Here is a 20957-nt window from a genome sequence, read left to right as displayed (position 1 = left end):
AAAGGAGACATCATGTCCATTCCTGTTAGAAAAAACTTATATGATGCAGTTTTAGAGGCCTCTAAAGCCGATACTTGGGAACAAGCTACCAAAGAGTGGAGTGAAGTTTCCTTGATTTTTAATGGAATCGGTCGAAGCAATTGTGTTTGCGGTAATGCTATTAAGTATGCTTATGAACTTTTTAACGGAGTTACTGGCAAACGACTTTTTCCCATTGGGAGTGACTGTGTGCGTCATTTCCAAAGAATTAGCCTAGATCAACAGCTAGAAGAGGAGGAAAAACTTCTCAGAAAGCTTGAAAATCTAACCAGAAAGGCCTAGAAAAAAGAAGCCATTCGAGTTAATAAAACGGATTTTGATGAGCGACTGATCAACTGGCTATGGGAAAAGGGAGCTTTTAAGTCAAATCGAGGTAATCAATTCTCACCAGAAAAGGATTATCAACTCTTTTTGGAGGTATTTAAAGGTGGAAGTTGGAGTAGGGCAGAGCCTTTAAAGAAAGCTCGTATGGAGGAAGTCCTTGAAAAATTTATCAAACCCTTTCTACTTGGAAAATCAGACGATCAGCTCTATCTTGTTAAACTAGGAAAAGAGAAAATTGACTATGAACAGGAACTTCGCATCAAAGCTGAAAAGGAGCGAAAGAAGCGAGACAAGATTGCTAAACAATATGCGGATAACCTGGTTCTAGCAATGGGACCAGCTGAACGTGCCTATCAGGATTACTTTGGATTGAGCGAAACACTGACACTAGAAGAGCGCCAGTGGGAAAAAATTCTTTTTGGAAAAAATTGTGCAGAACGTTCTATAAAATCAAAACAGTACCAAAGAGAACTTGAAAAGGATCAACGCATTGCTAGTCAAGATCATCTTGAAAGAAAACAAAAGCAAGTCTGGTTGCTTAACTCGTATTTTAAGGATATACCCGAAGAAAAAGCTCGCTTTTCCCGACTTCTAATCATGTATCGAAAAACTAGAGAAATTCCATTTTCAACTGACTATCTCTCTAACACTTTGTTTGACTTTTTCTACAAAATGAAGGCTTTTGAATTTGAAATAGCACCTGATCAGGTACGTGATTTTCTAAAGGAATGTTTATGTGAAGAAAATCTATCGTCCGCTCAAAAATCTTGGATAGAAGGCATTTTAACCAACTGCATCAAACCTTTTTTAGAAAGAATGATAGTATAGCGGTAGTTTTCGTCCTGAATGGAGAAACTCATTATTGTTAAAATTATGTCTCTAAACCATTTGACATAATTTTATTTATGTACCAATATTAAAAATTAGAAAGAAACTATGTCAAAAGAAATCGATATCGAATATTATCACCAACTAGCCTTGCAAAAACAAAAAGAGCATCGTAAGTTTTTAGGAAATCTAAAGAAGAAAGCTCCTAAAAATTTAGATAAAATTGCGCTTGAAATCCATCAAGAAGTTTTTAATGAAATTGATTGTACAGCCTGCGCTAACTGCTGCAAGAGTCTTGGTCCAGACTTCAAAGAAGCAGATATCACACGTATTGCAAAGTACTTTAAAATGAAATTGCCAGCCTTTGAAGCTGAGTTTTTGCAGGTAGACGAGGATGGAGATAAGGTCTTCAAATCTATGCCCTGTCCATTTTTAGGTGGCGATAATCTCTGTTCCATCTACGATGTCCGTCCCAAAGCCTGTCGTGAATTTCCACATACTGACCGTAAGAAGATTTACCAAATCAATAATCTTACTATTAAAAATACTCTAACCTGCCCCGCAGCCTATCTCTTTGTTGAAAGATTAAGAGAGAAAATAGACTAAGTACTTTCATTGTATGATAAGATTCATCCTCAAATACAGTTGCTATTTGAGGATTTTTGTATATTTATTTTTATCTGAAAATTCAAACTAAATTTCTTATTAGGTGATAAGCCCTTTTTTAAGATTAAAGTTTTTTTAAACTTTTTCTTAAAGAAAACTGATATAAGGTATTTTAAAGTGATGTTCTGTATAGTTATTCCATCATCAAAGAAAGAGGTATCGATATGAACTACATAGTCATTCCAGCTTATCAACCAGATAATAAACTTATCAAACTCATCGAAAAAATTCACGAAAAGAGTGATTTTCATATCTTAGTCATAGACGACGGCAGTTCATCAGAGTGCAAAAAAATCTTTGATAAAGCAAAACAATTTGCTACTGTCATTCGTCACCAGGTGAACCAAGGTAAAGGGCAGGCTCTAAAAACAGCCTTTACTTATATCCAAGAACAAAACATTTATGGTACGGTTGTCACAGCAGATGCGGATGGACAGCACAAGGTATGGGATATTTTCCGAACGGCTAATAAAGCTTCCGAAAATCCAAACAAGCTAATCTTGGGTGTACGTGCCTTTTCTGGAAAAGTTCCCCTTCGTAGCCGTTTTGGTAACAGCTTAACCAAAGCTCTCTTTAAGCTTCAAACAGGAGTAGGAGTAACAGATACGCAGACAGGTCTTCGTGCTTTTACTACAAACTTGATACCGTTTATGCTTAAGATTGAAGGCCAACGTTACGAATATGAAATGAATATGTTGCTCGAAGCAACAAAAGAATACGAGATTCTAGAAGTACCTATTGAAACTGTCTATATCAACGATAATGAGGCTTCACACTTCCGTCCAATCCAAGATGGGCTCATGATTTATAAAAATATCTTTAAATTTGCCTTATCATCTCTTAGTAGCTTTGTTGTAGACTATGTCGTTTACGCTCTAGCAATCTTGATTTTACCGACAGTTCCGACGAGTCTACGAATCTTTCTAGCAAACGGAGTAGCTCGTGTGACTAGCTCTATTTTCAACTATTCTACAAATAAGAAACTAGTCTTTAAAAATGACGATAGCCTTGTGAAAACAGGGATGGGATACTTTGGTCTAGCAGTTGGACTCTTTGTCTTAGACACGCTACTGATTCGTCTCTTCTTTACAGTCTTTGGTATCAACCTTCTGATTGCTAAAGTTATCGTCGGCATCCTTCTCTTCGCTGTCTCTTGGACAGTTCAGAAGAAATTCATCTTTAAGGAAAGGACATCAACTGTATTATGAAATTTTTAAAGAAACGCTATGCTTACGCCTCAGTTATTGGCCTACTCTTGACAGGATCCTTTAGTTACTCAATGCTAAAGACCTTTGTCCTCGCTGAAACTATCTCGACAGTTGCTACAACTAGCACAAGTTCCAATGCAGCAGCAGCAAGTCAAGCTGCTAAGACAGCTACTGTCACTGACTCTAGTTATAAAGATGACAATATTACTGTCAATTTGTCTGAAACGACGGTCAATAATACCCAAGTCTACGTTGCTGATATTTCTCTGAGCTCATCGGATTATCTGAAAACTGCCTTCGCTCAAAATGCCTACGGAACTAATGTAACTGCAAAAACCTCTGTTACCGCAGCTGACAACAATGCCATTTTAGCGGTAAACGGGGACTACTATGGTGCTAACTCTACAGGTTATGTTATCCGTAATGGAGTAGTTTATCGTGATACTGTTCGTGAAGATTCTAGTAATGGCGACCTAGCTATTTATAAAGACGGCTCTTTCAAGGTTATTTACGAAGATCAAATCTCAGCTGAGCAACTAGTAAATGACGGTGTCGTCAATCTCTTGGCTTTTGGACCAGCCTTGGTCGAAAATGGTGAGATTGCAGTTGATACCAATACAGAAGTAGGACAGGCCATGGCTTCAAATCCTCGTACAGCTATTGGTATTATCGATGAAAACCACTATATCATCGTGGTTTCAGATGGACGTACCTCTGAAAGTGAAGGTCTCTCTCTTTATCAGCTTGCTGAGGTCATGAAATCATATGGAGCAAAAACAGCCTACAACCTTGATGGTGGTGGATCATCTACACTTTACTTCAACGGTCAGGTTATCAATAAACCAACGACTGGTGGAAACAAAATTTCAGAAAGGGCGGTGAGTGACATTGTCTACATCGGTTACTAATTTTAGCAAAAAACGATTTAAAAAAACGGTCATTTCTTATACACTAATCACTATTTTCTTCTTTGCATTTTCTAGAATTTACGAAGCATTCAGCTTTGGAGAAACTTCTATTCATATGCACTATTTATTTGCAGTACCTCTTATTGGAGGAATTCTACTAGCAATCTTTCTCCAGGTTCTCCCACATTTCTCTCGTATTAGTCTAAATCTATGGAATTCGGCAGTAGCGATTATTACGGCAGGTATACTTTTCCGCGGGATTGTCAATCTTTCTGGACGCTCAACAACCTTGGATGCACCCTACTGGTACGTTGGGATTGGGTTTGCAATACTAGCGATCGTCACTATTTTCATCAATCCAAACCTTTGGAATAATTCTCCTAAAGCAACCAAAACGAATCGCAAAGAAGTCTACAGTCAGGTATAATGTTATAAAAAAGTAGTCGTTCAACTTATGTTCGACTACTTTTTATTGATTTTTATTTCTAAAATATTTTAAAAATATTACAAGTTCTTTTCTTCTGAAAGATACTACTTTTATATTTAACAGAATATTGTATAATATAGTGGATAAATACTGTTTTTTACACAATATATAGAAACACCAAATACAATATCTAGGTATTCGTAAGGAGAAAAGAATGAAAAAAATATTGCTGGCAAGTACAGTTGCCCTCTCTATGGCAGGTTTTGCAAAAACGACCGTCTATGCCGAGGATTCTCAAGCTACCAATAATGTTCAATCATCAGAAAAGATTGCTACCAATACAGTAAGCAATGAGAAGAAAAATCAAAGCGAAGCTGAAAAAGCAACTTCTCAAACTCCAGAGACCAAAGAAAAACCTTCAAAAGAAACAGTAGTAGAAGTAGTTAACAAAGAAGGTTGGCAAAAAGAAAATAACCAATGGCGTTATTATGAGGATAATCAGCCCGTTTCAAATTGGAAAAAAATAGCAGGAGTCTGGTACTATTTCAATCAAGATGGCATCATGCTTAGTAATACTATTTTTAATGATTACCTATTGAATAATAGCGGTGCTTTGGCAGAATCTTCTTGGGTAAAAATTGACAACCAATGGTATTATGCCACTGAGGACGGGAAAGTTACTCGTAATAATTGGAAAAAGATAGCGGGTGTTTGGTATCGATTCGATGAAAATGGTATCATGATCAGCAATGCAGTTTACGATGATTATCTGTTCAAAGCAAGTGGTGTCTTAGCTGAAAATAGCTGGGTAAAAATTGGTGATAAATGGTACTACGGCGATCAAGAAGGAAAAATCAATCGTGACAAGTGGGCAAAGATTGATGGACAATGGTATCGATTTGATGAATCTGGTGTCATGCTAAGTGCTACTATTTATAAAGACTATCTTCTCAAGACTAGTGGAGCTATGGCGGAAAATGCCTGGGCAAAACTCGAAGATAAGTGGTATTATGCTACAGCATCAGGAAAAATTATTCGCGACAAGTGGGAGAAAATCAGCGGTTCATGGTACTATTTTAATAAAGACGGTGTCATGTTAAGTAGCCAATGGAAAGAGAAATACTATCTAAAAGATAGTGGGGCCATGGCCAAAAGTGAATGGATTTTCGATGAAAAATTCAAGAGCTGGTTCTATCTCAAATCAGACGGCACCTATGCTGAAAATCAATGGGTAGGTTCTTACTATCTCAAACCTTTTGGTTATATGGCCAAAAATGAATGGATTTTCGATAAGGACTACAATGCTTGGTATTATCTAAAAGAAGACGGAGCTTATGTAACTGGTAACTTCACCATTAACGGGAAAGACTATACGTTCCAAAGCAATGGGAAATGGATTTCTGATACAGCAGCATACTATAAAGTAAAACCAATTACAGCAAATGTATATAGCGCTTCTGGTGAGAAACTCAGCTATATTTCGCAAGGAAGTATTGTAGCGATTGATGGAGCAGAAGCCAAAGACGGTCGACTTCCAGTCAAAATTTCAGGTCTTTCAGGATATATGAACAAGAGTGATCTAGTAGCAGTCAGCTCTGATAGTGACTTTATTCCTCACTATGCCACTGATGGTAACTATCTCTACCATGAATTGTCACCATACGCAAGTATCCGTGTAGCACCTCATAGTTCATCAATGGCAATTGGCAAAAAATACTATTCAGCTGATGGTATCAATTTTGAAAACTTTACAGTTGAAAATCCTTTCTTATTTAGAGATTTAAGAAAACCAAGCAATTACACAGCTGAAGAATTAGATAAAGTCTATTCTCTTATGAATATCAAGGGAAGTCGTCTGGCAGGTAAGGGTGCAATCTTTAAAGAAGCTGAAGAACGCTATCAGATCAACGCTCTCTATCTAATCGCCCATAGTGCTCTTGAAAGTTCATGGGGACGTAGCCAAATTGCTAAGGATAAAAATAACTTCTTTGGTATCGCTGCTTATGATACAACGCCATATGATTCAGCTAAAAGCTTTGACGATGTTGATAAGGGTATCTTAGGTGCAGCCAAGTGGATTCGCGAAAATTACATCGATAATGGGAGAACATACCTAGGAAATAAATCATCAGGTATGAATGTCCTTTATGCTTCAGATCCATACTGGGGAGAAAAAATTGCAAGCATCATGATGTCAATTAACAGCAAGCTTGGTGAAAAAGATTAAAAATCATTAAAATCGATAACGACTGTATAGTGGTTATCGATTTTGCTTATCAAGAAAACTTGAAAAATGAACTTTGTGAAGCAGAATTTCGAGAATAGAAATAAATGAGGAATTGATTTACGTGACTTAGGAATTGATGCATACGCTTATGATTATTCAGTAATCCCAGACTTACTTAATAATCTCAAAGCCAATAATCAAATTATACTAGGTGGGGATGCTTTTTGCTACAAGAATGGCCAATTGACACATACTTATGATAATTGGTATTACGAGAAACAAGATCCAACTATTGATAGCAGTGAATCCATTTTCCAAACAGAAAAGTATATCAGCAACTATGTTAAAAATCATGGTGAACACTCTTATTTTTCAATCGTTTTAGACAATGAGGAATTTCATTTGTGACTGATTCACTTAGAAAACATTTTACAATCGGCATTGAATCAAGCGTCAAATACGAGAAATCATGTTATAATAAAAGACAGTGATTTATTTTAGAAAAAGATTTGTATTTAATTTTTGAAACTGGAAAAATAGATACAAATCCAATAAGAGAAAGGAATTATACTCTCATGGCAACTATTCAATGGTTTCCTGGACATATGTCCAAGGCGCGTCGTCAGGTTCAGGAAAATTTAAAATTCGTTGATTTTGTGACAGTTTTAGTAGATGCACGTTTGCCCTTGTCAAGTCAAAATCCGATGCTGACGAAAATCATCGGAGATAAACCAAGACTATTGATTTTGAACAAGGCAGACCTAGCAGACCCAGCATTAACAAAAGAATGGCGTCAGCATTTTGAATCACAAGGCATTCAAACACTGGCAATCAATTCTAAAGAGCAAATTACGGTAAAAGTTGTAACGGACGCTGCTAAGAAACTCATGGCAGATAAGATTGCTCGTCAAAAGGAACGTGGGATTCAAATCGAAACCTTACGTACCATGATAATCGGTATTCCAAATGCTGGTAAATCAACACTGATGAACCGTTTGGCTGGTAAGAAAATTGCTGTAGTTGGTAATAAACCTGGTGTTACTAAGGGTCAACAATGGCTTAAAACCAATAAGGATTTGGAAATTTTGGATACTCCAGGGATTCTCTGGCCAAAATTTGAAGATGAAACTGTCGCCCTTAAACTCGCATTAACTGGAGCTATCAAAGATCAGTTGCTTCCAATGGATGAAGTGACGATTTTCGGTCTTAATTACTTTAAAACCCATTATCCCGATAAGCTTCAAGAACGTTTTAAACAAATGAATCTGGACGATGAAGCTCCTGAAATTATCATGGACATGACTCGTATCCTTGGTTTCCGTGATGATTATGATCGCTTTTACAATCTTTTCGTCAAAGAAGTTCGTGATGGAAAACTAGGTAACTATACATTAGATACATTGGAAGACCTCAATGGCAACGATTAAAGAAATAAAAGAAGAATTAGCAAAGATAACTGAACTTGAAAGTCCCTTGTTTAAGGAATTTGAAAAAGATTCTCGTTCAGGTGTACAAAAGGAAATTGAAAAGCGTAAGAAAGCCATTCAAGCTAAAATTGATGAAAATCTCCGCTTAGAAGCCATGCTTAGCTATGAAAAAGAGTTTTATGCTCAAGGTATTAGCTTAATTGCAGGTGTAGATGAAGTTGGACGTGGGCCTTTAGCTGGGCCTGTTGTTGCTGCAGCAGTCATTCTGCCAAATAATTGTAAGATAAAAGGCTTGAATGACAGTAAGAAGATTCCTAAGAGAAAACATGAGGAGATTTTTCAAGCCGTTAAAGATAAGGCTCTTGCAATCAGTATTGGCATTATGGACAATCATGTCATTGATCAAGTCAATATCTATGAAGCGACTAAACTAGCCATGAAAGAAGCTATCTCTCAGCTTGAACCTCAACCAGAACATCTTTTGATTGATGCTATGAAATTGGATTTGCCGATTTCTCAAACATCCATCATCAAAGGAGATGCGAACTCGCTTTCTATTGCCGCAGCATCGATCGTTGCTAAGGTTACCAGAGATAAGATCATGGAAAACTATGATCAGGAATTTCCAGGTTATGATTTTTCTCAAAATGCTGGTTATGGAACGGCTAAACATTTAGAAGGTTTAGAAAAGCACGGTGTTACACCCATTCATCGCACAAGCTTTGAACCGATTAAAACGATCGTTTCAGAAGCTGAAAAAGATAATTAAAGGAGAAAATTATGGAGGAACAGTCGGAAACACTTAGTTCCAAGAAAGAATTTGCCTTTGCATCTAGTACAATTCTATCTCAAGTAGGGCGAGGTATTATCGTTGGATTAGTCGTAGGCCTTATTGTTGGGTCTTTTCGGTTTTCTATTGAAAAAGGATTTCATGTCATCCAAGGGCTTTATCATGATCAAGATAATCTTGTACGTAACCTGTTGATTATCTCCCTGCTTTATCTTGTTATTTGCTGGCTTAGCGCCAAATTAACACGCTCGGAAAAAGATATCAAAGGTTCTGGTATTCCTCAAGTTGAGGCAGAGTTAAAAGGTCTCATGTCTCTCAACTGGTGGAGTGTGCTATGGAAGAAATATGTTCTTGGTATTCTCGCAATTGCGAGTGGACTCATGTTAGGGCGTGAAGGTCCAAGTATTCAACTAGGTGCTGTTGGAGGTAAAGGAATTGCTAAGTGGCTCAAGTCTAGCCCTGTCGAAGAACGTTCTTTAATCGCGAGTGGAGCTGCTGCTGGACTTGCTGCAGCCTTTAACGCTCCAATAGCAGGTCTGCTTTTTGTAGTAGAAGAAGTTTACCATCATTTTTCAAGATTTTTCTGGGTATCTACTTTGGCAGCTAGTCTGGTAGCAAACTTTGTTTCTCTTCTCATCTTTGGCTTAACACCCGTTCTGGATATGCCAGATGATATCCCTCTCATGAGCTTGAATCAATATTGGATTTATCTGGTGATGGGAATTTTTCTTGGGCTCTCAGGTTTTCTTTATGAAAAAGCCGTTCTGAATGTCGGAAAAGTTTATGATTGGATTGGCCAAAAGGTTCACATTGATAAAGCATATCATCCGATCTTTGCCTTTATTCTTATTATTCCAGTAGGAATTTTTCTACCTCAAATACTTGGTGGGGGCAATCAGGTTGTCTTATCCTTAACAGAACAAGATTATAGTTTTCAAATTCTCTTAATTTACTTCATCATTCGCTTTATCTGGAGCATGATTAGTTACGGAAGTGGACTGCCAGGTGGTATTTTCTTACCGATTTTAGCATTAGGATCCTTACTTGGTGCCCTAGTAGGCGTTATTTGTGTCAATCTTGGACTTGTTAGCCAGCAGCAATTTCCTATCTTTGTTATCCTTGGAATGAGTGGTTATTTTGGGGCTATCTCAAAAGCACCTTTGACAGCTATGATTCTTGTGACTGAAATGGTTGGTGACATCCGAAATCTCATGCCTTTAGGGATGGTTACCCTAGTAGCTTACATCGTCATGGATTTGCTCAAAGGGGCACCGGTTTATGAAGCCATGCTGGAGAAAATGCTACCTGAATCAGCAACTGATGATGGAGAAGTTACACTGATAGAAATTCCGGTTTCAGACAAAATAGCTGGAAAACAAGTACACGAACTCAATTTACCTCATAATGTGCTTATCACAACCCAGGTACATAATGGTAAGAGTAAGACAGTTAATGGATCTACAAGGATGTATCTAGGTGATATGATTCATCTCGTAATTCCAAAAAGTGAAATTGGAAAAGTGAAAGATTTGCTTTTATAGCAGTATTTGTTTACATAATTTATGTTATGTTGTATCTGTTGATGATTTAAGAAAAATTCTTTTCAGATTTATTTGACCCGACAGATTCTTATAGATGAAAACTATATAAAAACAAAATCTCGGTCTCTAGATGATGAGATCGAGTTTTTATATTATATTCGAATAGACTGAAGAAGATTAGAAATTTTAAAACTATAAGTTCAATGAAGCAATGAATTACCAAATTTTAAGCGATTTTTCCATTATATAGCAAAACTAAAAGTTTATGTACAATCGACTTAACATGAACTAAACCATTGATATAACTGAATTAGAAACATAAAGTACATTCTTTAAAAAGTGTACTTTATGTTTGTTTTGTACATTATTCTGGAGTGGTATTTTGCAAGAACACTTTGTACAGTTTAAAAAAATATAGATAAATAAAAACACTCTAAATTTCATTAAATTGATATTAGAGTGTTTTTTTATTGTCAAAATGTACATTTGAAATATTTTTAGTTTTCACTTAAATAAAGTACATTTTCACCTGAATTGAGAGTAGTAAAAAATTCCAGTGTTCACTTAAATAAAGTACATAATTGAGTATAATTGGCTTAAAAATTTTTTTGGTTATGTGTTTTTACTAAGACAATCCGATATATCTCCTATAACTTCTTTCCGAAAAACTATAATTTTCTTGAAAAATATATCTGGCTATGCTATACTACTAGTATAGAAAGATTTGGAGAAAAACATGAAACGCGAGATCTTATTAGAACGTATTGATAAACTCAAACAAGTCATGCCCTGGTACGTTCTGGAATACTACCAATCGAAATTAGCTGTTCCCTACAGTTTTACAACCTTGTACGAATACTTAAAGGAATACGATCGATTTTTCAGCTGGGTTTTAGAATCTGGTATATCGAATGCTGACACCATGGCAAATATACCTTTAGATGTACTTGAGAATATGACCAAGAAAGACATGGAATCTTTTATTCTTTACTTGCGTGAACGACCGTTGCTGAATGCCAATACAACTAAACAAGGAGTTTCTCAAACAACCATTAACCGTACTTTATCTGCATTGTCTAGTCTTTATAAATATTTGACCGAGGAAGTTGAAAATGAACAAGGTGAACCTTATTTCTATCGCAATGTCATGAAGAAGGTTGCTACCAAGAAAAAGAAAGAAACCTTGGCTGCCCGAGCTGAAAATATCAAGCAAAAACTCTTTTTAGGTGATGAAACAGAAGGTTTTTTGAATTATATAGATGAGGAATACCCTAAAACTCTCTCAAATCGCGCCTTATCCTCCTTTAATAAGAATAAAGAGCGAGATTTAGCCATCATTTCACTCCTTCTTGCCTCTGGTGTTCGTCTCTCTGAGGCAGTAAATCTGGACCTTCGAGACCTTAATCTCAAGATGATGGTCATTGATGTCACTCGAAAAGGTGGAAAACGAGATTCGGTCAATGTTGCTGCCTTTGCGAAGCCTTATCTGGAGCAATATCTTGCTATTCGAGACAAACGTTACAAGACAGAAAAGACTGATACAGCCCTCTTTCTAACCTTGTATCGAGGTGTTCCAAACCGGATTGATGCTTCAAGTGTTGAAAAAATGGTCGCCAAGTATTCAAAAGACTTCAAAGTCCGCGTGACGCCCCACAAGCTACGCCACACATTAGCAACGCGTCTCTATGATGCTACTAAATCACAAGTTTTGGTCAGTCACCAGCTAGGACATGCTAGCACACAAGTTACCGACTTGTATACCCATATTGTCAATGATGAGCAAAAGAATGCCTTGGACAGTCTTTGATAATACATAATATAAATTATGTAAAATAGTTTTGAAAAAGCGATAGATTTTTTATTATCTAACGCTCTTTTATTATTCTATAAAAATTCAATCCAATAATTTCTGTGTGGCTCAATGATAACTGGTTTTCCCAAAAATGACTTTAGATAAGCCAGATTCGCAGGGCTGATGGGTCTTTTCTCTTCGTTGTACTTCTCAGCACTTTCTTTCGTTAAAAAGCATTTAACAGCTTCATATGGCGTACCATCGTTAGCTGTTCTATCAATACCCATATAAGCAATTTCATCATCTTTTTGTGGAATGTCAGTAAGAAGTTTTCCAATAAAGTAGACCGTTTTATTTTTCATTAATTCATAAGCTTTACTATTTTCAAGGCGGTTATTAGCTGCAGCATACATAATACAAAAACTATCAACAATGTCTTTCATAGGCATTAATGCTTCTTTGCTAACGATAATTTCCTCAGGAGCAAGACCACCAATAATTAGGGCTTTAAAATGTTCTTGCTGAATAACATTGTCTAAAGCCATTCCCAGTGGGATTTGGACAGCTTGCAAACCTAATGGTTCTAACTCTTGTCTTTTCTTATCGAAGTGTTCTTGGGTGATACTAATATTCAAATCGTAAGGATTTGTAGATTCTTGGTTTTTAAAAAAAGCTACCACAGTACGATCTAACTGTTCAAATAGTCCGAGATTTTCAATTGGAATTTTTATCATTATTTACTTTTTCCTAATTATTTTAAATTTCCACTATATTATACTCCCATCAAATTTTAATATCAAGTTTAAACAAAAAAGAAATCCATATTACATGGATCTCTTTTGATTTTATTCAACAACTGCTTCAGCAATTTCTTCAGCAGTAATTCCTGCGAAGTAACGGCCTAAGTTAATGGTTTGAAGTGCTTTGAGGACATCTTCACGTTCGTATTTGACACCACGAAGAACGTCTTCTACTGCTGCAACATCTTCGATACCGAAAAAGTCACCGTAAATCTTGATGTCTTGAATTTTTGATTCAATAACATTAGCAAAGATTTCAACCTTACCGCTTGGGAATTTAGTTCCACGACGGACATTGTATTCAGGTGATTTGCCATAGTTCCAGTCCCAAGTTCCAAACTTAGTTTCTTTGATTCGATTGATTTCAGCCAATTCTTCATCTGAGAATACATACTCAGTCATCTCAGGGTATTCTTTTTTCATGTATTCCAAAAGCAAGTCACGGAACTCTTCAACAGTGATCTTTTCTGGCAATTCATCGATAATATTAGTTACTCGAGCACGGACTGATTTAACCCCTTTTGATTCGAACTTGTCTTTAGAAACTTTGAGTGCATTAGCAAGGACAGACAAATCAACGTCAAAGAGAAGACAACCATGGTGCATGATACGTCCGTTGATATAGGCTTGCGCATTTCCACAGAATTTTTTACCGTCTATCTCAAGATCATTACGACCTGTGAACTCAGCTTTAACACCAAGTTCCGCCAAGGTATTGATAACTGGAGTAGAGAAGCTCTTGAAGTCAAAGGCCTTGTTTTCATCTTCTTTTGAAATGATTGTATAGTTGAGGTTGTTCAAATCATGATAAACTGCTCCACCACCACTGATACGACGTACTACTTCAATTCCGTGTTCACGAACGTAGTCTCGGTTGATTTCTTCGATGGTATTTTGGTGACGACCTACAATGATAGATGGTTTGTTAATCCAAAGCAGGAAAATATGATCCTCGTCCAAAAGGTGTTTAAAAGCATATTCCTCTAAAGCAATATTAAAGGCAGTGTCGTTTGAATGATTGATAATATATTTCATAAGATACCTTCTAATACGATAGAGACTGGAAAATAATTCCAGTCTAGTCTATCTATTTTTATTTTTTCTTAGGTGAATGGATAGCCATTCCAAGAACATCAGCAAATGCTTCGTACATAACTTCAGAGTATGTTGGGTGACCGTGGATTGTCTTAAGCATTTCTTCAACAGTGATTTCCATTTCAATGATACTTGACGCTTCGTTGATCAATTCAGCTGCTGCTGGACCAATTATATGAACACCAAGGATTTCACCATATTTCTTATCGGCAATAACTTTAACAAAACCTTGAGCAGCATCAGAAGCAATTGCACGACCGTTTGCTGCAAAGTTGAATTTACCAATTGCTACATCATATTTCTCACGAGCTTGTTCTTCAGTCAAACCAACTGCTGCTACTTCTGGAAGTGTATAGATAGCTGCAGGAGTCAAGTTCAATTTGGCAACAGCGTGGTTTCCTTTAAGCGCATTTTCAGCCGCAACTTCACCCATACGGAAGGCAGCGTGAGCCAACATCTTAGTACCGTTGATATCACCTGGTGCGTAGATACCTGGAACAGAAGTTTCCATGTATTCATTGACTTTGATACGACCACGTTCTAATTCAAACTCGACTTCACCGATACCTTCAAGGTCTGGAACACGACCGATTGAAAGAAGGGCCTTATTCGCGATGATATCATCTTTTCCTTCAACTTTGATACGGAGTTTGCCATCTTCTTCAATGATTTCTTGGAGTTTAGTACCCGTCAAGATAGTCATACCTTTGCGCTCGAGGATTAAGCGAAGGTTCTTAGATACTTCAGAATCCATAGCTGGAACGATACGATCCATCATTTCGATAACAGTTACTTTTGAACCGAAGGTCATGAAGGCTTGTCCAAGTTCGATACCGACAACTCCACCACCGATGATCACAAGGCTTTCTGGTACTTCGTTCATTTCAAGGATATCATCACTCGTCATCACAAGTGATGATTCCATACCAGGAACGTTGATCTTGCTGACTTTTGAACCACCAGCAAGGATAATCTTCTTAGTTTCAAGCAATTCAGAACCATTTACCAAGACATTCTTATCTTTAGTAATAGTACCGATACCCTTATGAACATCAACTCCATAGCTACGAAGTAGTCCTGCAACACCACCAACAAGAGTATTAACAACTTTAGATTTTGTTTCTAAAAGTTTGTCCATGTCAACAGTGAAGTTAGGATTTTCAATCACGATACCACGATTTGCAGCGTGACCAATATTTTCAATAATTTCAGCGTTGTGAAGGTAAGTCTTAGTTGGGATACATCCGCGGTTCAAGCATGTTCCACCAAGTTCAGATTTCTCAACAAGAGCAACCTTACCACCCAATTGAGCAGCTTTGATGGCAGATACATAACCAGCAGGTCCACCACCGATAACAACGATGTCGTAAGCATCATCGCTCTTACCATCATCGTTTGAGGCGCTTGCTGCAGGTGCTGGGCTAGCTTCTGATGCAGCTGCTCCAGCTGTAGGAATATTTTCCCCTTCTTCACCAAGATAACCGATAACTTCTGTGACTGGAACTGTTTCACCATCACCTTTAAGGATAGCGATCAAGTAACCGTCTTCTTCTGCTTCCAATTCCATGCTGACTTTGTCAGTCATGATTTCCAAAAGGATTTCTCCTTCTTTTACAAATTCTCCGACTTTTTTATTCCATTGGACGATTTGTCCTTCTGTCATATCCACGCCGGCTTTTGGCATAATTACTTCTAAGGCCATATCTTACTTCCTCTATCTATATTTCTAAAACAAATATTTTAAACCAACATTGAGATTGGGTTTTCAATTAAAGCTTTCAAGTCTTTCATAAACTTAGCACCAGCCATACCATCTACGACACGGTGGTCAATTGTCAATCCAAGACTCATAATTGGACGAATCACGATTTCACCATTAACTACAACTGGTTTCTCAACTGTTGAGCTAACCCCGAGAATTGCTGAGTTTGGTTGATTGATGATAGGACCAAATGATTGAACACCAAACATCCCCAAGTTACTGATGGTGAAGGTTGAATTTTGCAATTCGCTAGGAGCTAGTTTTCCTTCCAAGGTACGTCCAATAACGTCCTTAAATGCAACCACCAAATCAGACAAGCTCATTTTTTCTGCATTATAGACAACTGGTGTCATCAATCCATTATCCATACCAACTGCCATCGCAAGGTTGACATAATTGTGAGTGATGATTGTCTTACCATCTTCAGTCAACGAAGCGTTGATATATGGATGTTTCATAAGAGTTTTGACAACCGCAAGTGAAAGCAAATCTGTAACAGTGATTTTCTTACCAGTTGCTTCCATAATTGGATCAAGAACTTTCTTACGAAGGGCAAGCATTTCAGACATATCAACATCGTAGTTAAGCGTAAAGGTTGGAGCAGTTAAGTATGACTCAACCATACGTTGAGCAATAACTTTACGCATCGGTGTCATCGGAATACGCTCGATTTCGCCGTATGGTGTCACGTTATCTGGAACTTCTTCGACTTTCTCAATTTGAGCAGGTGATTTAATCGTATCGTTTTCGATATTTTCAGGAAGAAAGGCTAAAACATCCTTCTTCATAATCTTACCACGGTGACCAGTTCCTTGGATTTCTTGCCAAGCAATATTATGCTCTAGTGCAATTCGTTTTGCGAGTGGTGAAATGCGAACCACGTTAGTGTCTTTATATGTTTCCACGTCTTCTTTGTGGACACGACCGTTTGAGCCTGAGCCAGAAATATCGTAGAGATTTATCCCTAAATCATCTGCTAATTTTCTAGCCGCAGGAGTCGCTCTTAGCTTATCATCAGCCATGACCTCTCCTATTCTATTATAAGATACTAAGGGTGTCAAAAGTCACAGTGAAAATAGGAAACTTGACGAAGAAACATTAGTTTCTAGGAAAGTTTATCTTTTTCACAAAGACTTTAGCCCGAGTTCAATTTTATGATGCAAAGGGCGTTTAAAAGCGACTGAAAAATAGGAAATCTACGCAGACTTCGATGAAGTCAAGGAGATTTATCTTTTTTCCGAGCTTTTAGCCCATGCTCTAATCTAAGATATCAAGGACGCAGAGAACTTTGCATCCATAGATACAAAGTTTCTTCGTTTGATTTATTGATTGTTACATAATTTATGTTATGTATTATTGTTTATTATATGTTTTACGAATGGCATCTTTGATGCTTTCAACTGTCGGAATCATTGCATTTTCAAGATTTTGTGCATAAGGCATTGGTACATCCTCACCTGCACAACGGCGAATAGGTGCATCTAAATAATCGAATGCTTCTGATTCTGAAATAATAGCTGAGATTTCACCGATAAAACCACTTGTCTTGTGGGCATCGTTTACAAGAACTACTTTTCCAGTCTTCTTAACTGAATTAATAATGATGTCTTTATCAAGTGGAACCAAAGTACGTGGGTCTACTACTTCTACTGAGATGCCTTCCTCAGCCAATTCTTCAGCTGCTTGCATGACACGACGAAGCATTTTACCGTATGTTACTACTGTTACATCAGTTCCTTCTCGTTTGATTTCTCCGACACCAAGTGGGATAGTATAGTCTGGATCAACTGGGACTTCACCTTTTTGGTTGAATTCTGATTTATATTCAAGAATAATGACTGGGTTGTTATCACGGATAGATGACTTGAGAAGACCCTTCATATCCGCTGGTGTACCTGGCGCTACAACTTTCAATCCTGGGATATGAGTAAACCAAGATTCCAAGGATTGTGAGTGTTGAGCTGCAGAACCAACTCCATTACCGGCCGCACAGCGGATTGTCATAGGAACTTGACCTTTACCGCCAAACATGTAACGAGTTTTAGCTGCTTGGTTGACGATATTATCCATGGCAATAACTGAAAAGTCCATGAAAGTCATATCAACGATTGGACGAAGTCCAGTCATAGCAGCACCAGCAGCAGCACCAGAAATTGCAGCTTCAGAGATTGGACAGTCACGAACACGTTCTGGACCAAATTCTTCAAGCATACCTACTGAAGTACCGAAGTCTCCACCGAAAACTCCGACATCTTCACCCATCAAAAGCACATTTTCATCACGACGCATTTCCTCAGACATTGCAAGGATAATGGTATCGCGGAAAGACATTAATTTAGTTTCCATATTTTCTCTACTTCTCCTTAGTCTGCGTAAATATCTTCAAATGCTGATTCTAGTGGAGGGAATGGACTTTCTTCTGCAAATTTAACAGATGCTTCCACTGCTTCCTTAACTTGTGCTTGAATTTCTTCAAGTTCCTCTGCACTTGCAATCTTGTTCTCAACAAGGTACTTGCGAAGATTTTCGATTGGATCTTTTTGTTTCCACTCTTCTACTTCTTCACGTGTACGATATTTACCTGGGTCTGAAGATGAGTGACCAAGCCAACGGTAGGTTACACTCTCAATCAAGACAGGACCTTTACCAGAACGAACATGGTCCACTGCTTTCTTAAATCCTTCGTAGACATCGATTACATTGTTACCATCTTCGATAAACATACCAGGAATACCGTAAGCTGCGCTACGTTCATGGATATGTTGAACATTGGTCATTTTCTTAATATCTGCTGAAATTCCGTAACCATTATTGATACAGTAGAAAATTACTGGGAGATTCCAGATTGACGCCATATTCACCGCTTCGTGGAAGACACCTTCGTTTGTTGCACCGTCACCAAAGAAGCAGACAACGATTTTACCAGTGTTTTTCATTTGTTGAGTAAGGGCAGCACCTACTGCGATTCCCATACCACCACCTACAATACCGTTGGCACCAAGGTTACCTGCATCAAGGTCGGCGATGTGCATTGATCCACCTTTACCTTTACAAGTTCCGGTATACTTACCTAGGATTTCAGCCATCATGCCATTAAGGTCAATACCTTTAGCAATAGCTTGACCGTGACCACGGTGATTTGAAGTGATCAGATCATCTGCGTTTAGAGCTAACATAGCCCCGACGTTAGCAGCCTCCTCACCAACAGAAAAGTGCGTCATACCGGGCACTTTTCCTTTTTTTACTAATTGAGCAATTTTTAAGTCCATACGACGAATTTCTTCCATCTTACGGAACATCTCAAGCAAAAGATTTTTATCTAAAGTTGACATAATCTTGCCTTTCTAAGTTTAAATTCTTATAGTTCTATTTTACTTTATAGGTTAATTAGTGTCAAAAAATATGCCTGTAATTTTTCACAATATAAAAAAGAAAAGTCAATAAAATCGAGACTTTTCTTTGTGTAAAATACAAATTTCACAAATTTTTTTCATCATTTTTCAACAAATTATTTGAATCTTTTCATAATAACTTGTAAACGCCACTGATAAAGAATTCCACTTACCATTAAACTAATGATAAGAGCAATCCAATAGGAATACGCACCTAAACTAGTCGAATAATCAAGATATAACCCAAGCGGAATCCCAACACCCCAGTATCCGATAAGACCAAGACAAAAAGGAACAATCGTATCCTTGTAACCTCTTAAAATACCTTGTAAAGGTGCCGCAAAGGTATCAGCTAACTGGAAGAACAAGCTATAGGTCATAAAAGATGCTGTCAGTTGGATAAATTCTGAATCTTGACCATATAGTCTGGCTACATTTTCACGATAAATGTAGAGAAAACTAAGTGTTAAAACCGCAAATACCATTGCTGTTAAACGACCAATATGGATATACTGTTTAGCATCGTCTAACCGTTTAGCTCCTACCTCATAAGAAATCACAATGGCCATGGCAGTTGAAATACTCATAGGAAAAGCATACATCAGATTTGAAAAGTTCATAGCTGACTGATGACTGGCAATAATAAGTGATGAGAATTTCGCCATAATCAAACCAACAACTGAAAAAATGGCTACTTCAGCAAATACCGTCCCACCAATTGGTAGACCAAGATAAATAGCTTCCTTGATTTTTTTGATTTGTAGGGGCATAGGTTTTTGGAGTTGATATTCCTTAAGCTTTTTATGCTTTATTAAGACCAAAGTCGAAATCAGCAACAAGGCACAGTAAGCGAGGGAAGTTCCCAGACCTGCTCCTGCACCTCCTAACTCAGGAAAACCAAAAGCTCCATATATTAGTAAATAGTTAAATCCACTATTTAAAGGAAGTAAAAGAAGCATAAGATACATAGACAACTTTGTTAGTCCTAGCGTATCAAGTAGCGATCGAATAACACTAAAAAGCAAGAGAGGAATAATACCGATGGCTAGGAGCCACAGATAACGTATGGCAACACTGGATACAGCCACTTCCAGCCCCATGAATTGTAAGACAATTGGTGCTAAAAAGAAAACCAAGCCAAAAAGTACGACAGATAAGGCTAAAGCCAAATAAAGAAATTGATAAAAATCCGAAGAAACTTCTTTCTTTTTTCCTTGTCCCAAATGATGACCAATAATAGGGACCAAGGCCGAGACAATCCCTGTCAGGAAGGTAAAGAAAGGATTCCACAAACTAGTTGCAATTGAAACACCCGCTAGATCCAGTGTATTATATTGGCCTGTCATCGTGGTATCGACAAAAGATGCGGAAAAATTAGCGAATTGATAAATTAGAATAGGAAAGAAAATTTTTAAAAATAAGATGATTTTGTCTTTAATAGTTTTTGTTGTATGCATACCTACTCTTTCTACTCCTTTTCATCCAAGCCAAAAAGCTTTAAGCCATATTTTCTCAAGCTCAAGGGTGGATTACTAGCTTTTGATGTCGTGTGCCAACAATTACATGAGGCGCAATAATAGCTTCTAACCAAACCACCATTATCATACTCTACAGCATGGTCAGCTTTTTCCTTGGTTTCATACTGAATTTTAGCACGGTTAGCGGCTGGACAATATACTCCATGGCAAGCATTTCGTTTACGATTTCTAAGTTTACGAAAATAATTCATCC

18 protein-coding genes and 1 pseudogene are annotated in these 20957 nt (G+C 37.5%); 11 read left to right on the top strand and 8 right to left on the bottom strand.

All coding sequences use genetic code 11. The annotated features are described in order from the left end of the window. The first annotated feature begins 12 nt into the window (after positions 1-12). The 11 genes and pseudogenes from HMPREF1116_RS12335 (at position 13) to xerS (ending at position 12192) form a co-directional block, all read left to right on the top strand. Positions 13-1191, top strand: a pseudogene (locus HMPREF1116_RS12335) (hypothetical protein). Positions 1192-1299: 108 nt separating this feature from the next. Then, a complete protein-coding gene (locus HMPREF1116_RS06350; RefSeq protein ID WP_000031465.1) occupies positions 1300-1797 on the top strand; it encodes a YkgJ family cysteine cluster protein in 498 nt (165 codons plus the stop codon). Positions 1798-2021: 224 nt separating this feature from the next. Next, positions 2022-3065, top strand: coding sequence for a bifunctional glycosyltransferase family 2/GtrA family protein (locus tag HMPREF1116_RS06345; protein ID WP_001106818.1), 1044 nt, complete (start codon positions 2022-2024; stop codon positions 3063-3065). Next, positions 3062-3973 carry a phosphodiester glycosidase family protein gene (locus HMPREF1116_RS06340; protein ID WP_000670356.1) on the top strand — a complete coding sequence of 304 codons (912 nt, stop codon included), beginning with the start codon at positions 3062-3064 and terminating at the stop codon, positions 3971-3973. Before HMPREF1116_RS06345 ends, HMPREF1116_RS06340 begins: the two co-directional genes overlap by 4 nt. Beyond that, positions 3954-4400: a hypothetical protein gene (locus tag HMPREF1116_RS0102185; RefSeq protein ID WP_025171268.1), complete on the top strand. Its 447-nt coding sequence runs from the start codon at positions 3954-3956 to the stop codon at positions 4398-4400. Before HMPREF1116_RS06340 ends, HMPREF1116_RS0102185 begins: the two co-directional genes overlap by 20 nt. Before the next feature lie 214 nt (positions 4401-4614). Then, positions 4615-6627, top strand: a complete 2013-nt coding sequence (locus tag HMPREF1116_RS06335) for a glucosaminidase domain-containing protein (RefSeq protein ID WP_000722156.1) — start codon at positions 4615-4617, stop codon at positions 6625-6627. Between the two features lie 111 nt (positions 6628-6738). Next, the gene (gene imm40, locus HMPREF1116_RS12570; protein ID WP_081478789.1) at positions 6739-7035 is read left to right on the top strand and encodes an Imm40 family immunity protein; all 297 of its coding nucleotides are present in this window, start codon (positions 6739-6741) and stop codon (positions 7033-7035) included. A gap of 167 nt (positions 7036-7202) precedes the next feature. After that, entirely contained in the window at positions 7203-8054 is an 852-nt protein-coding gene (gene ylqF, locus HMPREF1116_RS06330; RefSeq protein ID WP_000201329.1) for a ribosome biogenesis GTPase YlqF, read from the top strand. Next, positions 8041-8823 carry a ribonuclease HII gene (locus tag HMPREF1116_RS06325; protein ID WP_000201094.1) on the top strand — a complete coding sequence of 261 codons (783 nt, stop codon included), beginning with the start codon at positions 8041-8043 and terminating at the stop codon, positions 8821-8823. The genes ylqF and HMPREF1116_RS06325 overlap by 14 nt, the downstream gene beginning before the upstream one ends. A gap of 11 nt (positions 8824-8834) precedes the next feature. Further along, positions 8835-10385: a ClC family H(+)/Cl(-) exchange transporter gene (locus tag HMPREF1116_RS06320; RefSeq protein ID WP_000392581.1), complete on the top strand. Its 1551-nt coding sequence runs from the start codon at positions 8835-8837 to the stop codon at positions 10383-10385. A 736-nt stretch (positions 10386-11121) separates the two neighbouring features. Then, positions 11122-12192, top strand: coding sequence for a tyrosine recombinase XerS (xerS, locus tag HMPREF1116_RS06315; RefSeq protein ID WP_000817891.1), 1071 nt, complete (start codon positions 11122-11124; stop codon positions 12190-12192). Positions 12193-12269: 77 nt separating this feature from the next. On the opposite strand, the gene HMPREF1116_RS06310 is transcribed toward xerS, so the two are convergent. From HMPREF1116_RS06310 to HMPREF1116_RS06275, 8 genes are all read right to left on the bottom strand, one after another. After that, positions 12270-12911: a hypothetical protein gene (locus HMPREF1116_RS06310; protein ID WP_000590819.1), complete on the bottom strand. Its 642-nt coding sequence runs from the start codon at positions 12909-12911 to the stop codon at positions 12270-12272. 111 nt (positions 12912-13022) lie between these two features. Beyond that, a complete protein-coding gene (locus HMPREF1116_RS06305; RefSeq protein WP_000873974.1) occupies positions 13023-14012 on the bottom strand; it encodes a lipoate--protein ligase in 990 nt (329 codons plus the stop codon). Between the two features lie 58 nt (positions 14013-14070). After that, complete coding sequence (gene lpdA / locus HMPREF1116_RS06300) at positions 14071-15774, bottom strand: dihydrolipoyl dehydrogenase (protein WP_001162889.1); 1704 nt, start codon at positions 15772-15774, stop codon at positions 14071-14073. Positions 15775-15812: 38 nt separating this feature from the next. Beyond that, complete coding sequence (locus HMPREF1116_RS06295) at positions 15813-16856, bottom strand: dihydrolipoamide acetyltransferase (RefSeq protein WP_000752690.1); 1044 nt, start codon at positions 16854-16856, stop codon at positions 15813-15815. A 331-nt stretch (positions 16857-17187) separates the two neighbouring features. Continuing rightward, the gene (locus HMPREF1116_RS06290) at positions 17188-18180 is read right to left on the bottom strand and encodes an alpha-ketoacid dehydrogenase subunit beta (protein WP_000448506.1); all 993 of its coding nucleotides are present in this window, start codon (positions 18178-18180) and stop codon (positions 17188-17190) included. Positions 18181-18197: 17 nt separating this feature from the next. Then, the gene (locus HMPREF1116_RS06285) at positions 18198-19166 is read right to left on the bottom strand and encodes a thiamine pyrophosphate-dependent dehydrogenase E1 component subunit alpha (RefSeq protein WP_000105346.1); all 969 of its coding nucleotides are present in this window, start codon (positions 19164-19166) and stop codon (positions 18198-18200) included. Positions 19167-19342: 176 nt separating this feature from the next. After that, on the bottom strand, positions 19343-20683 hold the full coding sequence (locus tag HMPREF1116_RS06280) for an MATE family efflux transporter (protein WP_000557544.1): 1341 nt from the start codon (positions 20681-20683) through the stop codon (positions 19343-19345). Between the two features lie 11 nt (positions 20684-20694). After that, positions 20695-20955, bottom strand: a complete 261-nt coding sequence (locus HMPREF1116_RS06275; RefSeq protein ID WP_001105917.1) for a hypothetical protein — start codon at positions 20953-20955, stop codon at positions 20695-20697. Positions 20956-20957: the final 2 nt, after the last annotated feature.

The organism is Streptococcus sp. SK140 (assembly GCF_000259525.1).
Classification (GTDB): domain Bacteria; phylum Bacillota; class Bacilli; order Lactobacillales; family Streptococcaceae; genus Streptococcus.
Note: the sequence above shows the minus strand (reverse complement) of the source record. Positions and strands in the feature narration are given on the sequence as shown.